Source organism: Paenibacillus sp. ACRSA, from assembly GCF_022346845.1.
Classification (GTDB): Bacteria; Bacillota; Bacilli; order Paenibacillales; family Paenibacillaceae; genus Paenibacillus.
Genome location: NZ_JAKRNP010000013.1, coordinates 1 through 21,186 on the forward strand (window position 1 = coordinate 1; position 21,186 = coordinate 21,186).

General features: G+C 45.9%; 16 protein-coding genes and 2 riboswitches. Of the genes, 3 read left to right on the forward strand and 13 right to left on the reverse strand.

All coding sequences use genetic code 11. The features are described from left to right. Nucleotides 1-285 (reverse strand): hypothetical protein (locus tag MH215_RS24600; RefSeq protein WP_239293722.1); only part of this gene is annotated, 285 nt, incomplete at its 3' end. Between the two features lie 415 nt (nucleotides 286-700). Continuing rightward, nucleotides 701-1,093, reverse strand: a complete 393-nt coding sequence (gcvH, locus tag MH215_RS24605; protein ID WP_239293723.1) for a glycine cleavage system protein GcvH — start codon at nucleotides 1,091-1,093, stop codon at nucleotides 701-703. 340 nt (nucleotides 1,094-1,433) lie between these two features. Next, nucleotides 1,434-1,557: riboswitch (glycine riboswitch) on the forward strand. Between the two features lie 3 nt (nucleotides 1,558-1,560). Beyond that, a riboswitch (glycine riboswitch) is annotated at nucleotides 1,561-1,659 on the forward strand. Nucleotides 1,660-1,904: 245 nt separating this feature from the next. Here gcvH and gcvT point away from each other — a divergent pair. The 3 genes from gcvT to gcvPB all read left to right on the forward strand — a co-directional run bounded on the left by gcvT (nucleotide 1,905) and on the right by gcvPB (nucleotide 5,955). Then, nucleotides 1,905-3,041 (forward strand): glycine cleavage system aminomethyltransferase GcvT, encoded by a 1,137-nt coding sequence (gcvT, locus tag MH215_RS24610; RefSeq protein WP_239293724.1) that lies wholly within the window; start codon nucleotides 1,905-1,907, stop codon nucleotides 3,039-3,041. Beyond that, nucleotides 3,038-4,393: an aminomethyl-transferring glycine dehydrogenase subunit GcvPA gene (gene gcvPA / locus MH215_RS24615; protein WP_239293725.1), complete on the forward strand. Its 1,356-nt coding sequence runs from the start codon at nucleotides 3,038-3,040 to the stop codon at nucleotides 4,391-4,393. Before gcvT ends, gcvPA begins: the two co-directional genes overlap by 4 nt. A 77-nt stretch (nucleotides 4,394-4,470) precedes the next feature. Beyond that, entirely contained in the window at nucleotides 4,471-5,955 is a 1,485-nt protein-coding gene (gene gcvPB, locus MH215_RS24620; RefSeq protein ID WP_239293770.1) for an aminomethyl-transferring glycine dehydrogenase subunit GcvPB, read from the forward strand. A gap of 1,457 nt (nucleotides 5,956-7,412) precedes the next feature. On the opposite strand, the gene ptsP is transcribed toward gcvPB, so the two are convergent. From ptsP to MH215_RS24675, 11 genes are all read right to left on the reverse strand, one after another. Next, complete coding sequence (ptsP, locus tag MH215_RS24625; protein WP_056701316.1) at nucleotides 7,413-9,125, reverse strand: phosphoenolpyruvate--protein phosphotransferase; 1,713 nt, start codon at nucleotides 9,123-9,125, stop codon at nucleotides 7,413-7,415. Next, on the reverse strand, nucleotides 9,118-9,393 hold the full coding sequence (locus tag MH215_RS24630; protein WP_036617010.1) for an HPr family phosphocarrier protein: 276 nt from the start codon (nucleotides 9,391-9,393) through the stop codon (nucleotides 9,118-9,120). The genes ptsP and MH215_RS24630 overlap by 8 nt, the downstream gene beginning before the upstream one ends. A 79-nt stretch (nucleotides 9,394-9,472) precedes the next feature. Beyond that, a complete protein-coding gene (gene ptsG / locus MH215_RS24635; protein WP_239293726.1) occupies nucleotides 9,473-11,527 on the reverse strand; it encodes a glucose-specific PTS transporter subunit IIBC in 2,055 nt (684 codons plus the stop codon). A 288-nt stretch (nucleotides 11,528-11,815) separates the two neighbouring features. Beyond that, nucleotides 11,816-12,670 carry a glucose PTS transporter transcription antiterminator GlcT gene (gene glcT, locus MH215_RS24640; protein ID WP_239293727.1) on the reverse strand — a complete coding sequence of 285 codons (855 nt, stop codon included), beginning with the start codon at nucleotides 12,668-12,670 and terminating at the stop codon, nucleotides 11,816-11,818. A gap of 166 nt (nucleotides 12,671-12,836) precedes the next feature. Further along, nucleotides 12,837-14,384 carry a flotillin family protein gene (locus MH215_RS24645; RefSeq protein WP_275446328.1) on the reverse strand — a complete coding sequence of 516 codons (1,548 nt, stop codon included), beginning with the start codon at nucleotides 14,382-14,384 and terminating at the stop codon, nucleotides 12,837-12,839. A gap of 74 nt (nucleotides 14,385-14,458) precedes the next feature. Continuing rightward, complete coding sequence (locus MH215_RS24650; protein WP_239293728.1) at nucleotides 14,459-14,995, reverse strand: NfeD family membrane protein; 537 nt, start codon at nucleotides 14,993-14,995, stop codon at nucleotides 14,459-14,461. Nucleotides 14,996-15,277: 282 nt separating this feature from the next. Then, on the reverse strand, nucleotides 15,278-16,441 hold the full coding sequence (locus MH215_RS24655) for an iron-containing alcohol dehydrogenase (RefSeq protein ID WP_239293729.1): 1,164 nt from the start codon (nucleotides 16,439-16,441) through the stop codon (nucleotides 15,278-15,280). Nucleotides 16,442-16,534: 93 nt separating this feature from the next. Beyond that, nucleotides 16,535-17,122, reverse strand: a complete 588-nt coding sequence (locus MH215_RS24660; protein ID WP_239293730.1) for an MSMEG_1061 family FMN-dependent PPOX-type flavoprotein — start codon at nucleotides 17,120-17,122, stop codon at nucleotides 16,535-16,537. A 175-nt stretch (nucleotides 17,123-17,297) separates the two neighbouring features. Continuing rightward, nucleotides 17,298-18,896: a UDP-glucose--hexose-1-phosphate uridylyltransferase gene (locus MH215_RS24665; protein WP_239293731.1), complete on the reverse strand. Its 1,599-nt coding sequence runs from the start codon at nucleotides 18,894-18,896 to the stop codon at nucleotides 17,298-17,300. 15 nt (nucleotides 18,897-18,911) lie between these two features. Next, the gene (gene galE / locus MH215_RS24670; RefSeq protein ID WP_056701300.1) at nucleotides 18,912-19,901 is read right to left on the reverse strand and encodes a UDP-glucose 4-epimerase GalE; all 990 of its coding nucleotides are present in this window, start codon (nucleotides 19,899-19,901) and stop codon (nucleotides 18,912-18,914) included. 1 nt (nucleotide 19,902) lies between these two features. Next, nucleotides 19,903-21,084: a galactokinase gene (locus MH215_RS24675; RefSeq protein WP_239293732.1), complete on the reverse strand. Its 1,182-nt coding sequence runs from the start codon at nucleotides 21,082-21,084 to the stop codon at nucleotides 19,903-19,905. Nucleotides 21,085-21,186: the final 102 nt, after the last annotated feature.

Sequence of the window (21,186 nt, forward strand, 5' to 3'; positions counted from 1 at the left end):
TGCCGACACATATCCCCCTAATACAGGAGAGATCCTGGTCGCAATGATCGGTGCAATCGTTTCTGCCAGAATGGCTGTGTTACTGGATAACGCTCGCATGTTCGCTGCTAAATCTTTTACTGTGCTTTTGTCCATGGTGTAGGTTGCGATCGTTGAATACTGAGGTTGGGGAACTGTGCCAATGTAATCACTTGCAGAAGCTTGATTCAGAGTGACAGGAACCAGCGGGTACACAGCCGCCGTAACCATCGAAGCCAGCAACACTTTTTGAATGATATTTTTCATAGACTTGTACACCTCCACATGTTGTTAAATTCTAAATTCAAGAAAGCTGTCGTTCCTTGCTTATATGTCATTATAGACGCTCCAATACGAGAAACAACTGTAATCCGTGAATTCAGGATGATAGCCCCAAATGAGTTAAAGTCATTCAATTGCTGTACGTTCATCCATCAACTTCCATGTCCCATAGGCAATCATGGGCATCTTTTCTGCCTTTGAAACTATAGTTATCCTTACCAAAAATAGGGACTTAGTACCTATCCATTTATCAGCAAATAATATCCTTTCTATGCTTATTCAGCACGACAAACCACAACAAAAAGCACCTTTGTGATTCAAAGCTTCCCCAAAAGGCGATTACTTTGTTCCACAAAAGGTGCTCATATTTATTATAGGTATATTCAATTACATTCGAAGTTTAATCCTCGGTATGTTTGCGATAAGCGTCCGCGTTCATGAGCTTAGATAAGGCTGTACTCAAATCCCCATTTACCCGGATCTCAATCATCCAACCTTCTTCATAAGGAGAGCTATTTACAAGCTCTGGCGCATCTTGTAATGCATCATTGATCGCAATAATGGAGCCGCTAACCGGTGAAAACAAATCAGACACCGTTTTGACAGATTCAATCGTACCAATGCTCTCTTCGGCTTGTACACTGGATTCAAGATCAGGCAATTCAACAAACACAATGTCACCCAGCTGATGCTGCGCGAACTCGGTAATACCAATACGTACGGTATCCTCCCCTACGGTCTGCACCCATTCGTGCTCTTCACTGTACAGGAAATCACTTTTCAATTCGCTCATCGATATCCGCCTCGCTTTTCATTAATGAGTGCATGCGTTCTTCAGCCATTCCTTTTTCCCAGAACATAGCGTATGATATTTTCGATTCAAATGTCAAGATACCTTACAATTTATTTGTGTTCTACTACCTAAAAACAAGCTCATCAAAATACGAACTTACATATACTAGTTATTATTGGAATAGTAAGCGCAGTCTTTTAATTTATCCGAACATTAATTTATATTTAAACACAAATATTCGTATTTATTTGAAAACCGATGACATTGTTCTTGACATTACTATGCAATTCGCGTATTAATGGAAGGAGTAAAACTGTTTTCGTTGTGTGCAATATCGCGGATGAATGTAAAGGGAGAGATTACCCAAACACCCAAATCTGGATGTTCATGCGGTAACGCCGAAGGAGTAAACCACCCGACAAGCGGGCGGTGAATCTCTCAGGCAAAAGGACTTTTACGGGACGCAACTCTGGAGAGCATCTACCCGCCCGGTAGGGCGTTACGATCACCCAAGGGGAAACCTGCTGCATTGGCGGCGGGGTAACTCTCAGGTACCAAGGACAGAGCCTAAGAATACAGCGTGCTTCTGGCATGCCGGTTCTTTGGCCTGTCCTTTTCCTTTTTCCCAAAAAAAAGATGAACTCAGGAACCAAACCGTGCGGCATAACGCATCTCAGAAGTACGGGCTTAAGTAAGACTTATATTCATTACTCAACATACTTATACCATTTTTAATAACGATCATGTCCTTTCAATGATAATCCATATGCAACACATTCAGCCGCTTGACGGCTAATGAAGAGGTGATTCGATGTCTGATTTACTTAGAACTCCACTCTTTCCACTCTATCAGCAGTATGAAGGTGTACGTTGCATTGACTTTGGCGGCTGGGAACTGCCTGTACAATTTAGTGGCATCCAGAAGGAACACGAGGCCGTTCGTGAACGCGCTGGACTGTTTGATGTATCCCATATGGGCGAATTCACCGTTCAGGGTGAGCAAGCGGAGGCTTTTTTGCAGCAAATGACCACGAATGATGTAACTGTGCTTGTTCCCGGTCAGGCACAATATACGTTGATGTGTTATCCCGATGGCGGTGTGGTGGATGACCTGCTCGTGTATAAGCTAGAGGAACAGCATTATATGTTAGTGGTTAATGCCTCCAATATCGATAAGGATTGGGCATGGTTGGTAGAACATCTCGCTCCTGGGGTAACCATGACAAATGACTCTAAGCAGACTGCCCTTCTAGCACTGCAAGGTCCATTGTCTGTTGATATCCTCACAAAAGTTACGGACATCAATGTAGCTACCATTGAGCCGTTTCGTTTTGTACAGAATGCGGAAGTCTGCGGTGTAAAATTGCTGTTATCCCGCACCGGATATACCGGCGAAGATGGCTTTGAGCTTTATGTTGGAGCAGATCAAGCAGCTACGGTATGGAACGGATTGATGCATGCTGGGGAGGATCACGGATTAGTTCCGGCTGGGCTTGGTGCACGGGACACCCTACGCTTTGAAGCAAAATTACCTTTGTACGGACAGGAATTATCACCTACGATCTCCCCGCTGGAAGCTGGGGTTGGTATGTTTGTGAAGCTGAATTCTGGATCTTTTATCGGACACGACGTTTTATCCCAGCAGAAAAATGATGGGCCTGCTCGCAAATTAGTCGGTATCGAAGTGCTGGAGCGTGGAATTCCACGTCCCCATTACCCTCTCTACGCGGATGGTGTACAGATTGGCGAAGTAACGACAGGCACACAATCACCTACGCTGAAACGGAATCTTGGGTTAGCCCTCATTGACAGCAAATATGCTGCGCTAGGTACGCCACTGGAGATTGAGATTCGTGGCAAAAAACTAAAAGCCGAAGTCGTAAAGACCCCTTTTCATAAACGGATACGCACGTCTAAGACACCTACTCAAGGAGCTGATCAAGCATGACCAAGCATCGTTACATTCCCATGACCGAGCAGGATCAGAGCGCTATGCTGGCAACAGTTGGTGTAGACACGATTGAAGATCTCTTCCGAGATATCCCGCAGGAGATTCGTTATCAGGGCGAGCTTCCCGTATCCTCTCGGTTAGATGAATATGCTCTTACACGTCATATGTCCAAACAAGCTGGAGCCAACGCCAACTTCGAGACACACGCAAGCTTCCTGGGTGCAGGCATCTATGATCACCATATACCGTCTGTCATTAATCATGTAATCTCCCGTTCAGAATTTTATACTGCATATACACCCTACCAACCTGAAATTAGTCAGGGCGAGCTTCAAGCCATATTTGAATTTCAATCATACATTTGCGAATTAACAGGCATGGCCGTGGCCAATGCGAGTATGTACGATGGTGCAACAGCTTTTGCAGAAGCAGGAAATTTGGCTGCAGCAGCCACTCGCCGTAAACAATTGATCGTATCACGTACCGTCCACCCGGAAGCACGCCAAGTATTGAAAGCCTATGCTCATGGTCTTAGTCTCGATATCGTTGAGATCGGGTATCAGAATGGCGTAACCGACTGGGATGCCTTACAAGCTGCTATTTCAGAAGATACAGCCGCAGTCATGATTCAAAACCCGAACTTCTTCGGTGCCATTGAACCGATCCAACAAGCAGCTGACCTTGCTCATGCACATAAAAGCCTACTTGTTGTCAGTACCAATCCTATTTCACTTGGACTGCTAGAGGCTCCTGGCAAGCTTGGTGCTGACATTGTTGTCGGCGACGCTCAACCTTTGGGAATTGCCGCGTCACTGGGCGGGCCAACATGTGGATATTTTGCTGTATCACAAGCTCATATGCGCCGTATTCCTGGTCGAATCGTAGGTCAGACGACTGATCGTAACGGCAAACGCGGCTTCGTACTAACGCTTCAGGCACGCGAACAACATATCCGCCGGGAAAAGGCGACGTCTAACATTTGTTCCAACCAAGCCTTGCTTGCACTCAGCGCATCCGTGTATATGTCCACAATGGGAAAACAGGGCATGATCGATGTAGCCGATCTCAATTTGCAGAAGAGTCATTATGCACTCGAAGTGTTCAAAGCTATACCTGGTGTAAAAGCAACCTTCAACACACCAACATTTAACGAGTTCGTCATTCAATTGCCTGAAGGAACAAACGTTGATGCCCTGCAACTATCGTTGCTGGATAAAGGTTTTATCGGTGGTTACGAACTCAGCCGGGAGTATCCCGAGCTTGCCGGACATATGTTACTCGCAGTTACGGAGCGACGAACCAAAGAAGAAATTGACGAATTCGCACGAGCATTGGAGGGATCGTTGTGAACCAAGAAACGAGAACATCACCAGGACAAACCGAGTTAGCGCCTGTTACTGCATCACCGGTGAACACCGAAACCGAATTGAAGAATACTGCTTCAACAGCATCTCCTGCTCCTGAACAGACTCTCATATTTGAACTTAGCAGCCCTGGACGTGTGGCTTATTCTCTACCGGAATGTGACGTGCCTCGCCGAGATCCCGGAGCTTTGATTCCCCGGGAAATGCTACGGTCAGAAGCAGCTGCGTTACCTGAAGTATTCGAAGTCGATGTCATCCGTCACTATACAGCTCTATCCCGCCGTAACTTCGGAGTAGATAATGGATTTTACCCACTCGGCTCCTGTACGATGAAATACAATCCCAAAATTAATGAGGATGTTGCACGCTACAGTGGATTCGCCAAAATTCACCCATATCAGCATGAGTCCAGTATTCAAGGTGCTCTTGAGCTGTTGTACACACTGCAAAAGGATCTTGCTGGCCTGACTGGCATGGATGCCGTAACTTTACAACCAGCTGCAGGCGCCCATGGCGAATGGACGGGGCTTATGATGATTCGGGCCTACCATGAAAGTCGTGGTGAAGTGCGTACTAAAGTAATCGTGCCTGATTCATCCCATGGAACTAATCCAGCCAGTGCAACGGTTGCTGGGTTCGAGACGGTAACCATTCCTTCGCGAGCGGATGGCCTTGTTGACCTTGATGCACTTCGCGGGGCAGTGGGCAACGACACAGCCGCATTGATGCTTACGAATCCTAATACGCTTGGTCTGTTCGAGAAGGATATCCAGGAGATCGCTTCAATTGTGCATGAGGCAGGCGGATTATTGTATTATGATGGCGCTAATTCAAACGCAATTATGGGCATTACCCGTCCGGGAGACATGGGCTTCGATGTCGTACATCTGAACTTGCACAAAACGATGAGTACCCCACATGGTGGCGGCGGCCCTGGTGCTGGCCCTGTCGGCGTGAAAAACCGCCTCGTGCCTTATCTGCCTAAACCGATGGTGATCAAAAATGATCAAGGCCTCTATGCTCTGGACTATGAAGGCGATCAATCCATTGGACGTGTCAAAGCGTACTATGGCAACTTCGGCATCTTGGTACGTGCTTATGCTTACATGCGTACGTACGGCCCTGAGGGACTGCGACGTGTATCTGAATGTGCTGTGCTTAATGCGAATTATATGATGGCACGTCTTGCACCTTATTACGAAATTCCATACCCAGGTGTATGTAAACATGAATTCGTGATGTCCGGTCGTGGACTGAAGCAATATGGTGTTCGTACATTGGACGTTGCCAAGCGGTTGCTTGATTTTGGCTATCATCCACCAACGGTGTATTTCCCACTCAATGTGGAGGAATGCATTATGATTGAGCCTACCGAGACCGAAAGTAAAGAAACACTCGATGGATTCATTGATACAATGATCCGCATTGCGAAGGAAGCAGAAGAAACACCTGAATTGGTGCTTAACGCCCCTTACGGCACACCGGTAACTCGTCTGGACGAAACAACCGCTGCTCGTAAACCTGTATTGAACTGCGCTTGCAGTTAGGACATTTAGAATCTTATTTGAGGGCAAATCAGACTTGAAAACATTTCCACTACCTTTCCGTTGCCTTACCTGAGCCTTTTCGCTGACTTTCCGCTGACTTTCTGTCATACTGCATCTGTGTTGGCTACCTCTTGCGTAGATCGGTACGTCTGTGGAAATTTCCTTGGTTGGAACGTAAATTGGGCACAATCTGCTCCTTTTGGAACGAAAAGTTTTTGCAAACTTTGCATCTTTCAGAGTTATAGAACGTGCCTAACCAAATCATTGTTCACACAAAAGCTCTTGCGGATTGTACTTCTGCAAGAGCTTTTGTGTGTTACTTTCCCCTTCTGCTGATGGCATTGTTGCTGCCAGTTGCTTTTGTCTTCTTACAGATACCAGTGTTACAGCCCAGTTGCTTTCCTCTTCTTACAGAAACTAGTGTTGCCGCCCAGTTACTTTTCCCTTCTTACAGATACCAGTGTTATCACCCCGTTGCTTTCCTCTTCTTACGAAAACTAGCGTTGCCGCCCCATCATGCTGTTAGAACATGTCTTAAACATAGGTAAGCTGTATTCAGATCAATTATGGCGTCTATATTACTCACGTCTAGATTGGCTTATGGGCTCACATGGTGATGTCCAGTGGGATTTTCGGCTCCAGACACTGGCTTATAACCGTGAGCGACAACACCGGTCCATAAGATACTTTATGAACCATGACATCTTATTGAGCCCATAGGCGCACACTGGTGGCGTCCATCGTAGTTCTTAACTCCAGACTGGCTAATGCCTCTGAAGGGACAGCACTGACTCTGAAGATATGCTAAGGAATCCAGGACATCTTATTTGGCCCATAGGCTCAATTTTTCAATTTTTAGGAACACCAGACACGTTATTTCTCGAAATCACCGGCTATTAAAACGAAAAATGGCTGGTATTTCCGATATAACGCGTCTCAGGTTCTTTAGATTTCTGCGGGCTCTTCAAACACCTGAATAAGACGTTTCAGATTCTTTAGAACTGAGTGCCTACTACTCACCACTTAAAAGTCATTGCTAGGAACTTAGCACTTGCGACTTGAGACTTGCATCTTACAACTTGCAACATTTAGAACTCAAATCTTGGCTCTTTGCACTTACACTTGGCTCTCGGCTCTCGGCTCTTGGCTCTTCACATAGCACTTGATACTTGGCTCTCGGCATTGGTAAGTGACCCTAGCTCTCAGCACTTACACTTGGCTCTTGGCATCTAGCTCTTGGCATCTAGCTCTTAGCTTTAGCTAATCCGACTTAATAGTTTCCCTGCTTGAATCAAAAGAAGCCGGCATCTACTGTCAGGTAGATCCCGGCACATGCTGCTCGAAACAAAAAAAGCCAGTAACCGCTGTAACAGCGGATACTGGCAAAATCGCTGCATAAACGCAGCTCATTATCGGAAAAAGAAGACCTTTAAGCTCCGGAGGAAACCCCGGCAAAATTACGCTTGAATGCTTTGAACCAATTCAACGACTTGTTCAGCCGTTTGCATATCCAATGCTTTGGCAGCCAATTCTTGCATGTCCGCACGGGACAATTTCGTGATTTGGCTACGTGCTGGCAGAATGGATGTTGCGCTCATGCTGAACTCATCAAGTCCAAGACCGAGCAACAATGGAATTGCTGTTTCGTCTCCCGCCATTTCTCCACACATGCCAACCCATTTTCCTTCACGGTGAGCTGCATCAATGACCATTTTAACCAAGCGCAAGATGGCAGGGTTGTATGGTTGATACAGGTAAGATACACGTTCGTTCATACGGTCAGCAGCCATTGTGTATTGAATCAGATCGTTTGTTCCGATACTGAAGAAATCCACTTCTTTAGCAAACTGATCCGCCAGAACTGCAGTCGAAGGAATTTCGACCATGATTCCGAGTTGGATGCTGTCTGAAACAGCGATACCTTCAGCAACGAGCTTCTCCTTCTCTTCGAGCAGGACAGCTTTTGCTTCACGGAATTCACCCAGTGTTGCGATCATTGGGAACATGACACGCAAGTTACCGTGTACGCTTGCCCGCAACAATGCACGCAATTGTGTACGGAAGATATCCAGGCGATCCAGACACAGACGAACTGCGCGGAAGCCGAGGAATGGGTTCATTTCTTTTGGCAGATCCAGGTATGGAAGCTCTTTGTCTCCACCGATATCGAGTGTACGAACAACAACAGGTTTACCTTCCATTTTTTCCAATACAGCTTTGTAAGCATTATACTGGATGTCCTCAGAAGGAAGCTTGTCTCTGCCCATGTACAAGAACTCCGTACGATACAGACCTACAGCCTCTCCACCGTTCTCTAGAACGCCAGCAACATCATTTGGAGTACCAATGTTTGCTGCGAGCTCCACATGAACGTTATCCACAGTTACAGTTGGCTCGTCACGCAGTTTTCTCCACTCCGCACGTTGTGCGTCATACTGCTCCTGTTTGGCGCGGTATTCAGCAACAACCTCGTCTGTAGGATTAACCAAGACATGACCATCCAGACCGTCCACAATAATCAGATCGCCTTGTTTCGCTTGAGCCAGAATGTCTTTTGTTCCAACAACAGCTGGGATTTCAAGCGAGCGAGCCATAATTGCGGAGTGAGAAGTACGTCCACCAATGTTCGTTGCAAAACCTTTAACGAATTGGCGATTCAATTGCGCTGTATCGGAAGGTGTAAGATCCTCTGCAAGCACAATCACTTCTTCACTGATCTCTGCTGGACTCATGAAGTCGATACCAAGCAAGTGATTTAGCACACGCTTGGTTACGTCACGCATATCTGCTGCACGTTCTTGAAGATATGCACTCTTCATGTTCTCAAACATGGAGATAAATTGTGATGCCGTTTCGTTCAAAGCAAATTCTGCATTGATCATGTCATCTGCAATTCTAGCTTTAACCGGATCAATCAGTTCCGGGTCATTCAGAATGAGCAAATGCGAAGCAAAAATCTCAGCTTTTTTCTCGCCAAGCTCTTGTAAAGTACGCTCTTTGATCGCCTCAAGCTCAGCCTGGGATTTACCCAGAGCTGAGTCGAGTTTCGCGATCTCTGCGTCAACGTCGTTAATTTGGCGTTTTTCTACAGAGTAATCAGGATGCTCCAAGATAAACGCCTTGGCGATAGCAATACCCGCCGAAGCCGCGATCCCGGAAACATTAAGCATTAATTTCGCCCAACCCTTCGTTAACCATAACGTCAGTCAAAGCTTGAAGAGCTTCAGCTTCGCCTTCACCTTCAACGATGATGCTGATAGTGTCGCCTTGTTCCAATCCGAGGGAAAGAACACCCAGAATGGATTTCAATGTTACTTTTTTACCGTTAGCTTCTGCAAAGGATTCTGCACCTTTGAATTTGTTTGCTGTATTTACCAAGGCTGTCGCCGGACGTGCGTGGATACCATCTTCATCTGTAATTCTGAATGTTTGTTGCATTACAATCATCTCACTTTCGCAATTTGTTTTTTTAGGCATTGCATATATTTACACTTGCTTGCCATCATCGTAACACTTCTTATTTTATCTCAATGATTGACTGATCGCCAATCTTCAACACGCCACTCTTCTTAAGAGTGACTGTAGAGCCCTCTGGCAGGTTGGTGAAAATGACTGGTGAAATAATCGATGGAGCGTTCGCTTTTACATACTCCAGATCAACTTCCATAATCGGCTGTCCTGCCGATACCAAGTCCCCTTCCTGCACAAGCACGTTGAAGCCCTGACCTTTCAGCTTCACCGTGTTCACTCCTATATGAACAAGCACTTCCTTACCACCGTCAGACATAATACCTACGGCATGTTTGCTTGGAAATACATTAAACACTTTACCATACACAGGAGATGTTATCGTTCCGTCATGTGGCAGAATTGCGAATCCGTCACCTGTCATTTTCTCGGCAAAGACCGGATCAGGTACATTCGTAATATCCAGTAACTCACCATTGACTGGCATGACGATATCTTCTGCAACAATACGTTCACCTTGCTCTCCTTGCGCCTTTTCTTCCTCTGGCGTTGGCTTCAAATTAGCAGCCGGAGTTGGTGCAGGTGTACGTCCTGCGATGATGTCTTGCATTTGAGATTTAATTGTATCTGAACGTGTACCGAAGATGGCCTGTACATTATTACCCACTTCTAGCACGCCAGATGCACCCAATTGCTTCAAACGGTCTTTATTTACATTCGATTTCTCGTTCACTTCAATCCGCAAACGAGTAATACATGCATCCAGATGTTTGATGTTTTGTTGCCCACCGAATGCAGCAAGAATATTGTGCGGTAGGTCGTCTGTCGAACCCGTCCCTCCGCCTGCTCTTGTTTCCATGGTTGCTTCTTCACGTCCTGGCGTCTTGAGATTGAATTTGCGAATAATAAATCGGAAACCAATATAGTAGATCACCGCAAGAATCAAACCAACGATAATAACGTCCCACCATGGTGTGCGATTCGGAATAATCCCGAAGATCAGGAAATCGATGAACCCACCGGAGAAGGTCATTCCGATCTTGACACCAAGAATTTGCATGGTCATGAATGACAAACCTGCAAAGATACAGTGTACTGCGAATAGCACAGGCGCTACAAACAAGAAGGAGAACTCTAGTGGTTCTGTGATTCCTGTCAGGAATGAAGTCAGCGCTGCCGAACCCATGATGCCTGCTACATACTTTTTGTGCTCTGGTCTTGCTTCATGGTACATCGCAAGTGCCGCTGCGGGCAAACCAAACATCATGAACGGGAATTTACCTACTTGGAAGGTTCCCGCCGTAATATCGGCACCATCACGAAGCTGATTGAAGAAAATTTGCTGATCTCCTCGAATAACATCTCCAGCCTTATTCACGTATTCACCGAACTCAAACCAGAATGGTGAGTAGAAAATGTGATGCAAGCCAAACGGAATCAATGACCGTTCAACTACACCGAAGATGAATGCCGACAATGTTGGACTTGTATCTACCATGAAATGAGATACAGCATTCAGTCCATTTTGAATTGGAGGCCAGACAATCACCAGAAGTAACCCAATGATGAGGGAAACGACTGAAGTGATAATCGGAACAAAACGTTTGCCTGCGAAGAAACCTAGATAAGACGGCAACTCAATTTTGAAAAACCGATTGTAGCATAGTGCGGCGGTAATACCTATGATAATACCTCCGAACACGCCGGTACTTAATGTAGGGATACCTAGTATACTCGCATACCCCGGTACTTCCCCAATCATGGCTGGCGTAACACCTACAGCTGTACCTAGTGTCACATTCATGACCAGATAACCGATGATGGCTGCAAGTCCAGCTACACCTTCACCACCAGCTAATCCTACGGCTACACCAACGGCGAACAACAGTGCAAGATTATCAAATACGATCTGACCCGCATTCATCATAATCGTTGCGATCGAGTTCACCCAAGGAGTATCTAGCGCCGTAACGTATTGCAAAAAGTCTGGATTAACCAGCATGTTACCAATGCCTAAGAGTAATCCTGCCGCAGGCAAGATCGCTACAGGTAGCATTAGCGCTTTACCAACTCTTTGCAGAACACCAAAAAGCTTTTTGAACATCGCGTCGTTTACTCCCTTTCGTTCTATGTTAGTATGTCTTGATGCAAGCAAGGGGACACAAAAAAAGCATGAATTAATAAAGGAATCGAAATAACCTTTTCGGGTATAGCATACCCGGGTTAAGGTAAGAACAATCACACTTTAATAACTCATGCCTGATCGAGTCAGTAACACGTCGCTTATGTTTATTCAGTTGCTTGATTACGGAAACCATTGTAGCATCACTTTAATTTCAGTGCAAGCCTTTACAGGAAATTTCCTAAAAACCATTCCACATGTGGAAATATATCACTTCTTCTCTTCTTCTTTCCTCTGATACAACCGTTGAAGATGAATAGTAAGATATCCCACCTCAGCTGGATACACAGGCAGATTCAGCCTTTTCTCCATAACTTTTGTTAGCTTCCATGCAAGCGAGTACATTTCAGGGTATTCCAATTTCAAAAGAGAATCCAATTTATGAAGCTCCTCGACTTTGTCTCCACGACGAACACGCTCTAGAGCAAAACGCAGATGAGTTAATAAACGTGAATAATCCAGCGATTCCGTTTCAAACGAATAGTCCAACTGCTTCGAGACAAGACTCACCAAATCCGTTATCAATTGAGAATGCTCTCGTACTTGGGAGATGCTCTGGTTCGTCATAGCACTATAGATATGAAGGGCAATAAACCCGATCTCATCCATCCCTAAATCGACGCCCAGCTTCTCTTTAATCAAACGAACAGCGTATTCACCCATACGATATTCTTCCGGATAAATCTCGCGCGTTTCATATAAAAATGGATTTTGAATGACGATTCCCTGTTCCTTACGCTTCAACGCAAAAGAAATATGATCCGTTAATGCGATATGGATATGCTCATTTAATGGAACATCCGTACGTTCAGCAATATACGTAATGACTTCGTTAATAATCTCGATCAACGCTTCATCCACTTGTGGAAGAAGCTGCTTGTACTGCTCCTGCTCCTGCTGGTTCTTCAAAATAAACATTTTCTCCACAGCCATAAGTGGGATATTGTCACTTGTTTTGCGGTTAAAGCCGATGCCTTTACCAATGACGACGACTTCCCCATGTTCAGGATGCTGTGCAATGATTACATTATTATTTAGCGCTTTATCTACATGCAGGCTGCTCATTGTTTGCACCTCTTTTTTCACACCATCTTGGGCGTGATGAAGTCACACCCTGTTACGAACGAAAAGACATCCGGAGCGGGCAAACCGCGCCGGACGTCTTGCTTAAAAAGTAACAAAAATTCGCCTTAAGGTCAATAGAGCTTACCACTGACAATGCTTGTAATACTTACTCGTCACCTCTCGTTTTTTCCACAATTCTATCTACGATGGACGGAGTCGTTCCAGAATCGCTCTGTTGCACAGCAACTGGTGCAGCTGTTTTGGTTTTGGTAAGGCCTTTAATCAACTGTTCGACATCAATCCCGGACACACTTTTGAGCATCTCTGGTGCAGTTGCCATCAATTCAGTTACATAGTTGCTAACACGCGTTGCCCCTTCACCTTTACCAGTATCTACCACCGTCAATTTATCAATGGATGAGATTGGTTCTGCAATTTTGCCAGCCAGTTCAGGCAGCATTTTGACAATGATATCGAGCACGGCTGCTTCGCCAAACTTTTGGAAAGCTTCAGCAAGCTTCTCTTTTGCTTCTGCTTCGGCAAGACCACGCAGGCGGATAACTTCAGCATCCGCTGTACCTTTAGCACGCTCTGCATCTGCCATAGCCTGACCTTCAAGTCGCTTCTGTTCAGCTGTTGCCTTGGCATGCGTTTCGATGGAGTACTGTACAGCATCGGCTTCACGCATTCTCTTGGCTTTATCCGCTTCGGCAGCCTGTTCCACCGCATAACGGTCCGCTTCTGCCTTCTTCTTCACTTCCGCATCATATTGCTTCTCACGTACGACGATTTCTTTCTCCTGTAGATCAATCTCGCGTTCTTTACGAACGAGCTCAACCTTCATTTCTTCTTCCACCACGGTCTGTCTCGCGCGAGCTTCATGGATATGGTACGCCTGATCGGCTTCTGCTTTCGCTGTATCCTGATCCCGCTTAAACGTCGCTACTTTCAGTTCCTTTTCTTTAGCTGCCTCGGCGATATTCGTATCACGCAGCAATTCGGCTTTTTGACCCTGTTCTTCTGCGTTAGCCTTCTGAATACGCGCATCACGCATCGCTTCCGCTTCAGCAATCTCAGCATCACGCTTCACCGCGGCAATTCTCGGTTTACCGAGAGCATCCAGATAGCCCTGTTTATCACGAACATCCTTAATGGTAAATGAGACAATTTGAAGCCCCATTTTCTTCAGATCTCTAGCCGCTACTCCCTGCACCTCTTGTGCAAACCGATCCCGGTTCCGGTATACTTCTTCCACCGTCATTGTACCGAGGATAGCCCGCAAATGCCCCTCCAGCACCTCCTGTGCTTCGCTTCTCAGCGCTTCTACAGGTTTACCGATAAATTGCTCAGCTGCCGTAGCAACATCCTCTACAGCGCCTCCAACCTTGATAATCGCGACACCGTCAGCAATAACCGGCACACCTTGTTCCGTGTACACTTCAGGTGTGGAGACATCTAACTTGTGGGATAACAAGGAGATGAACTCAGATTGCTGGAATACCGGCAGAATAAATGCACCGCCACCACGAACAATTTTAATTTTTCGGCCAGAGTCATCATCGGAAATATTTTTGCTACCCAGGAATGACCCCGTAACGATCATCGCTTCATCCGGTCCAACCGTTTTGTATCTTGCCCAGAACGCCAAACCCAGAATCAAAATTACACCAACCACAACAACCGGAATCAACAATACATCCCAATTCAAATCCATTCCACATCTCTCCCTTTAATCTTTGTTGAGTACAACTTAACTTCGTATACTTACCTGTTACTACGTGGTCTCACTCATACATCTTTAAGTACATCATCTTCCCATTCCGACACTCGTAACACACCATCTACTACATCAATAATAACAACACGCGCTCCCGCCGCAATGGGACGATGTTCAAAACTGGATGCCGTTTGAATGGTACTGCCAGAGGCGAAACGGATCATTACTTCACCAAAACCCTTTTCCGGCACCGGAATCGTAATCTCTCCAATTTTGCCTGATAGTTCCTTCATTGAGAATCCAATGGAGACATCGCTATTGCGCATCGGTTTGATATATGCAAAAAATACCAGTAAAGCTGCAGCAATACCTATTAGCAGGGATAATATTAGCCCCGTCATCGCACTTAACGAGCTATAACGTGTCAGCATAATGCCTGCCCCGCCAAAAGCTGTTATGGAACCAGCCAACACAACAGGTTTGAAAAAATCAACACCAGGTAACTCAAAGGCTCCGTCCAGCAAGCCATCAATTAAGTCACCTAGCACAAGACTCACGACCGCAAATATGGCTCCGCCGATAAGACAGCCCCAATAGATGGACTCCATTCCCCGTTCCTCCTCTCCTCTGCCGCAATCTCAATTCTAACTGGGCATTCCACATGTAAATAAATACGTACAAATCGGCAAAATGTTTCAAAATGTTTCCTCAAATGTATTCAGAAGCCGATAATGGGTATTATCATCATGTATTTCACCTCATGCTTTACGATGCTCAGTCAAGCTTAAGCGTCCCGCCTCACTTATTAAAAAACATGAAAAACCGCCAGTTTCCTAGGAGGAATCTGGCGGTTTCACTACGTCATAGCTATACGACTAATCTCTATTTAATTACAGAGAAGCTTGGTAGATGGATACAACATCTTCACGTTGCAGCTTTTTGAAGTTACCAAATGGCCCAAACAACATCGCTTTGTCAGCCATTACATCGATCTGACTGTCATCGATATCGTAGTCTGCCAAACGGTTAGGCGCACCAATGGACGTCCAAAATTGGCTGAGCGCATCGATACCTTCTTCAGCTACCTGTCTGTCCGACTTACCTTCAGGATTCACATCGAACACGTTAATAGCCAGACGCTTGAAGCGATCCACATTCACATCTAGATTATGCTTCATCCAATGCGGGAACAGGATTGCGAGTCCGCCACCATGCGGAATATCATACACAGCGGAGACCGCATGCTCAATGTTATGTGTTGCCCAGTCACCTGCAAGACCCATGTTAAGAACGCCGTTCAATGCCATCGTTCCGCAGTACAGGATCGTTTCACGCAGCTCGTAATTTTCCAGATCATCGACGAGGCGAGGTGCTGCATCCATTACTGTACGAAGAATCGTCTCACAGAATCCAAGTTGCACAGGTGTATTCTCATCTAGATGGAAATAGTGCTCCAGTACGTGTGACATCATGTCAACCATACCATAGACCGTTTGATCCCGAGGCACTGTGTATGTATTGACTGGATCAAGGATGGAGAACGCTGGGAATGAATATGCACTGCCCCAACCCAATTTTTCCTGTGTATCCTGATTCGTAATAACGGAGCCAGAGTTCATCTCGGAACCTGTAGCTGCCATCGTCAACACTGTACCAAGCGGGAGAGCATCTTGTGCTACTGCTTTGCGCTGTGCAAAATCCCACATATCGCCGTCATACTTCGCACCAACAGCAATTGCTTTAGCACAGTCGAGTACACTACCGCCACCAACAGCCAGTACGAGGTCAATGTTATTTGATTTGCAGAGGTCTACGCCTTTGTGAACTGTCGAAAGACGTGGGTTAGGTTCAACGCCTGCTAGTTCAGTTACTTCAGCGCCGATCTCGCCCAGCAAACCGATGACTTGATCATACAAGCCACTGCGTTTGATACTACCGCCACCATATACAAGCAAAACCCGTTTGCCGTATTTCGGAACTTCTGTCTTCAACGCCTCTAGTTGTCCTTTACCGAAAATCAAGCGGGTTGGATTATAAAATTGAAAAGATCTCATGATCTATATCGCCTCCATTGGAGATTTATGTTTGTAACACAACTCCCATTATAGTACCCCATATCTAGAAAAACAAATCTATAGATGCTAACTTTATATCAATCCGTTAATCTGCAAGTGTGCTCGGAACATTTCACTGGAGGAAGGCAAATCCTCCGATTGTACCCATGTTTCAGAATCCCACAGCCCTGCCTGTTTGAACGCACGAGGACAATGGATAAAGCATTCTTCCACATTCACAATCACAGCCGCACCAATCGTTTTACCGCTCCAATTCATACTCTCGATAAATTCTGGATCGCTCGTAATCGAGGCCGTCCCATTAATGCGCAGCACTTCATTCATACCTGGAATCAGGAAAAGCATACCTACCCCTGGGTTAGAAAATATATTCATTAATGAGTCAATACGGCGATTGCCCGGACGTTCGGGGTAAACCAAACGAAATCGGTCTAATACTTTCACAAATCCTGCTTCATCGCCCCGAGGAGATACATCGCTCTTCCCATCTTGATCGGACGTAGATAAGAAAAACAAGGGTGACATGGATACAAAATTCTGAACATGTGAATCTACATAGGAGATTGCTTTATTCCGTACATGTTCATGCGGTTCTCCTACCATGCTCTGCAATTCCTTCGCGTCAGTAATTAATGGAATATTCAATGCCTGCTTTTCCAATTATTCGTCCCCGTTTCTTCATCAGCATTGTGCTTCTACACACTTCTTCTCATTATACATGGGTGAGAATCCCATTCCAAACGATCAGCAAAACACCAAAAGCACCCGCTCCTGATTGAGCGGGTGCTTTTGATTTCATAGATATTCTATTGTAAAGAAGATTGGAATGTCTATGTTATTCGGTATAGCCCATGCTAGTTACAAAACGACGGAACGCCTGACGTCCAGCTTCATCATGTTTGTACACACCTGCATGTTCCAGAATTTCAGCAAATTTCAAACCAACTTGTTGCTGCACAAGCGCAACCGCTTCTTCTTTGGTTAAGTTAGCGCCGTGGTTCTGCTTCAATTCCTCAGTCCAGCGCAGATGCTTGTTCAGATCATGATCCGCAGCCTGTGCCGCCTCAGCTAGCTCGTTGTCTCCTGCCAAAATGTTAGCAATACCATCCAGCTCTTCCTTCAGACGCCCTGGCAGAATCGCAAGACCCATAACTTCAATGAGTCCGATATTCTCCTTCTTCAGGTGGTGCATCTCGCGATGCGGGTGGAAAATACCTTCAGGATGCACATCATTCGTCCGGTTGTTACGTAGAACAAGATCCATCTCATAACCACCGTCTGCACTACGACGAACGATTGGGGTTACCGTGTTATGCGGTACCTGTTCTCCGTCCACATCGCTGAATGCTTGAATATCCACTGTAGAATCACTGTAGACCTTCCAAGCTTCATATACAGCATTACCTGCTTCAAGCAGCTCTGCTGGATCGTGGGAAGCCAATCGCATTACAGACATCGGCCATTTCACAAGACTCAGCGTAAGTCCAGGTGAATCTGCATGGCGGAATACCGCCTCTGACTGTGCATTTTGGATCGCAAACGTATGACGTCCACCTTGGAAGTGATCATGCGTTAGGATAGAGCCACCTACGATCGGCAGATCGGCGTTAGAGCCGATAAAGTAATGTGGGTACTCCCCAACAAAAGCAAGCAGTCTGCGCAGCGTGTCTTTGGTTAGTTTCATTGGTACATGATCATGATGGAAAATAATGCAGTGCTCGTTGTAGTAAACATATGGCGAGTATTGGAACAACCAAGGCTCACCGTTCAGCTCCAACGGAATCACACGCAGGTTTTGACGAGCGGGATGATTCACCCGGCCCGCATAACCCACATTCTCACGACACAACTGACATTTCGGATAGACCGGTGGTGGAAGCAATTTTGCCATTGCGATTTCTTTCGGACTTTTCTCCGGTTTCGAAAGATTGATGGTAATCTCCATATCGCCGTAAGCCGTATCCTGTGTCCAGTAAACGTTCTTCGCGATCCGATCCATCCGGATATAGTTAGAGTGAATCGATAGCTCGTAAAACTGCTTGGTTGCTGCCTCAATGCCTTCAGTCTGCTCCGTATGACGGAAAGCACGAACGACCTCTGATGGACGAGCCATAAGATGGCCCATAATTTTGGCATCCAGCAAATCACGGTACGTATCTGTATTTTCAGGTATAAGACCAATGGTGAATCCATAATCAATCAATGTATCCAACATGGCCTGTGGACCATCGGGTACAGTATTATCTAATACTCCAGCATAAGGTTCCGAGAATCCGAACTGTTCCAGCAAGAGATTACGGCTATAATCCCAATCTGCTTCTTCAATCAACTTGTTGTGCAGAGCAAATGCAACCAGACGTTCAATGGCATGCAGTGCTTCCTGCTGCTCGGGTGTCCGCTCTGTGGCACCTGCTGCATTATGAGTCTGTGACATATGGGTATTCGCCTCCTAGTTTTTCCCGTAGCCATTAGGGTGAGATTGGTGCCAGCCCCAAGCGCTCTGAATGACATCTTCCAGGTTGGTACGTGTTGGGCTCCAGCCCAGCACGGATCTTGCTTTAGCAGACGAAGCAACCAGAACTGCTGGGTCACCTGCACGACGTGGCTCTTGTACAACCGGAATATCCAATCCAGTTACTTTCTTAGCTGTTTCAATGACTTGTTTAACTGAGAATCCTGTACCGTTACCAAGGTTAAACACGTTGCTGCTCTCGCCTTTGCGAAGGTAATCTACAGCCCGCAAATGCGCATCTGCCAGATCACTTACGTGAATATAGTCACGGATACATGTTCCGTCCTCAGTGTCATAATCGTCACCAAACACAGCGATATGTGAACGTTGTTTCAGTGCTGTCTGCAACACGAGTGGGATCAAGTGACTTTCCGGTTGGTGATCTTCACCAATTTTGCCGCTGTCATGAGCGCCGGCTGCATTGAAGTAACGCAGGGATACATATTTGATATCCTGTACTTTATCGAACCAAGACATCATGCGCTCCATCATGAGCTTAGTTTCGCCGTATACGTTGGTTGGTTCTGTACGGTCGCTCTCTTCGATCGGCACCTTCTCAGGCTCACCGTAGGTTGCTGCTGTAGAGGAGAACACAATCTTACGCACATTCGCTTCATTCATTGCTTCCAGCAAGCACAATGTACCGAAGACATTGTTGTCATAGTATTTAACCGGAGCTGTCATGCTCTCACCTACCAAGGAGTTCGCTGCAAAGTGAATAACTGCGTCAATCGAGTTCTCTGCGAACAGCTTTTTCAGAATCGCTTTGTCACGAAGATCCCCTTCATACAATTTACCGCCGAGTAATGCTTCGCGATGCCCTGTTTGCAAGTTATCCAGAACTACAACCTCTTCACCACGTTCCAACAAAGCCGCTACCGTATGCGAACCAATATATCCTGCTCCACCTGTTACCAAAATTGCCATTTTACTTCGCCTCCTTCAATTCTTTAACACCGTCGCCTACTCCGCACACATAAAACTCACCTTTGAGGCTCGTACGTGCTTCATACGCTGCCCCAACTTCACTAACAAAACGCTCTACATCATCTTCATGTACCAGAGATACTGTACAACCGCCGAATCCTGCACCTGTCATTCGAGCACCAAGTGTACCTGGAATCCGCTGAGCTTCTTCCACCATAACATCCAGTTCTTCACAGCTTACTTCATACAAAGAACGAAGCGATTCATGAGAAGCATTCATCAGTTTGCCAAAGGTAACAAGGTCGTTCTCGCGCAATGCTTCTACCGATGCCAGTACACGTGCATTTTCTTCGACGACGTGCTGTGCACGTTGTCTCACTTTCTCATCTGTAATCTGATCTTGAAGTGTTACGAACTGCTCTGGCGTTAATTGCGCCAGGTAATTCAGTGCAGGCAGCTGTTCCTTCAAAATGGCAAGTGCCTGCTCGCATTGGGAACGGCGTTCATTATAAGCCGAATCCACCAAACCACGACGTTTGTTCGTGTTACCAATAATCAATTTATAGGAACCTGTACGGAAAGGCACCTTCTCGTATTCAAGGGTATCACACATCAACAGAATCGCATGATCCTCTGCACCGTTGGCAACAGCAAATTGATCCATAATTCCGCAGTTGACGCCAACAAATTCATTCTCCGCCTTCTGCGACAGCAGTGCTAGCTGCACCGTATCGATATCGGAAACACCTTCTAGTGATTGGATCGCGTATCCGGTGAGAACTTCCAAGGAAGCAGAGGATGAAAGTCCTGCGCCATTTGGAATTTCGCCGTGGTATAGGAAGTCATACCCTTTCGTTACCTTCACACCCTTGCCTGCAAGCTCAACCATGACACCAACAGGATAGTCCGTCCATTCACCTGTTTTCTCTTCTCCAACAGAAGAAATGGTCAACGTTCCTTCGTAGAACATGTTCGTAGAGGACAGTTGCAGCTTGTTGTCCTCTCGCTCTCGAATAACCAATGTTGTACCAAATTCAAGTGCTGCCGGAAGTACATATCCACCGTTGTAATCGATATGCTCACCGATCAGATTCACACGACCAGGGGCATGAAATACACGGATGTCCGCTCCACTTTCTCCGTACTTATCGATAAACTTTTGTTTCAAATCATTTATGTTCACCGCTGCTGCACCTCATCTCAATGTTGTAGGTTTTCTTAATGTTATTATATAAGAAAGCGATACCTCTTGAAATGAAACCATGTGTGTTTCATATGGATAAAT

Excerpts from the sequence above, each read along its gene's own strand:
- MH215_RS24655 (WP_239293729.1), bottom strand. The coding sequence starts at position 16,441 with ATGAGATCTTTTCAATTTTATAATCCAACCCGCTTGATTTTCGGTAAA.
- MH215_RS24650 (WP_239293728.1), bottom strand. The coding sequence starts at position 14,995 with ATGGAGTCCATCTATTGGGGCTGTCTTATCGGCGGAGCCATATTTGCG.
- MH215_RS24630 (WP_036617010.1), bottom strand. The coding sequence starts at position 9,393 with ATGCAACAAACATTCAGAATTACAGATGAAGATGGTATCCACGCACGT.
- MH215_RS24665 (WP_239293731.1), bottom strand. The coding sequence starts at position 18,896 with ATGTCACAGACTCATAATGCAGCAGGTGCCACAGAGCGGACACCCGAG.
- galE (WP_056701300.1), bottom strand. The coding sequence starts at position 19,901 with ATGGCAATTTTGGTAACAGGTGGAGCAGGATATATTGGTTCGCATACG.
- ptsG (WP_239293726.1), bottom strand. The coding sequence starts at position 11,527 with ATGTTCAAAAAGCTTTTTGGTGTTCTGCAAAGAGTTGGTAAAGCGCTA.
- gcvH (WP_239293723.1), bottom strand. The coding sequence starts at position 1,093 with ATGAGCGAATTGAAAAGTGATTTCCTGTACAGTGAAGAGCACGAATGG.
- MH215_RS24645 (WP_275446328.1), bottom strand. The coding sequence starts at position 14,384 with ATGGATTTGAATTGGGATGTATTGTTGATTCCGGTTGTTGTGGTTGGT.
- glcT (WP_239293727.1), bottom strand. The coding sequence starts at position 12,670 with ATGAGCAGCCTGCATGTAGATAAAGCGCTAAATAATAATGTAATCATT.
- ptsP (WP_056701316.1), bottom strand. The coding sequence starts at position 9,125 with ATGCTTAATGTTTCCGGGATCGCGGCTTCGGCGGGTATTGCTATCGCC.
- gcvT (WP_239293724.1), top strand. The coding sequence starts at position 1,905 with ATGTCTGATTTACTTAGAACTCCACTCTTTCCACTCTATCAGCAGTAT.
- gcvPA (WP_239293725.1), top strand. The coding sequence starts at position 3,038 with ATGACCAAGCATCGTTACATTCCCATGACCGAGCAGGATCAGAGCGCT.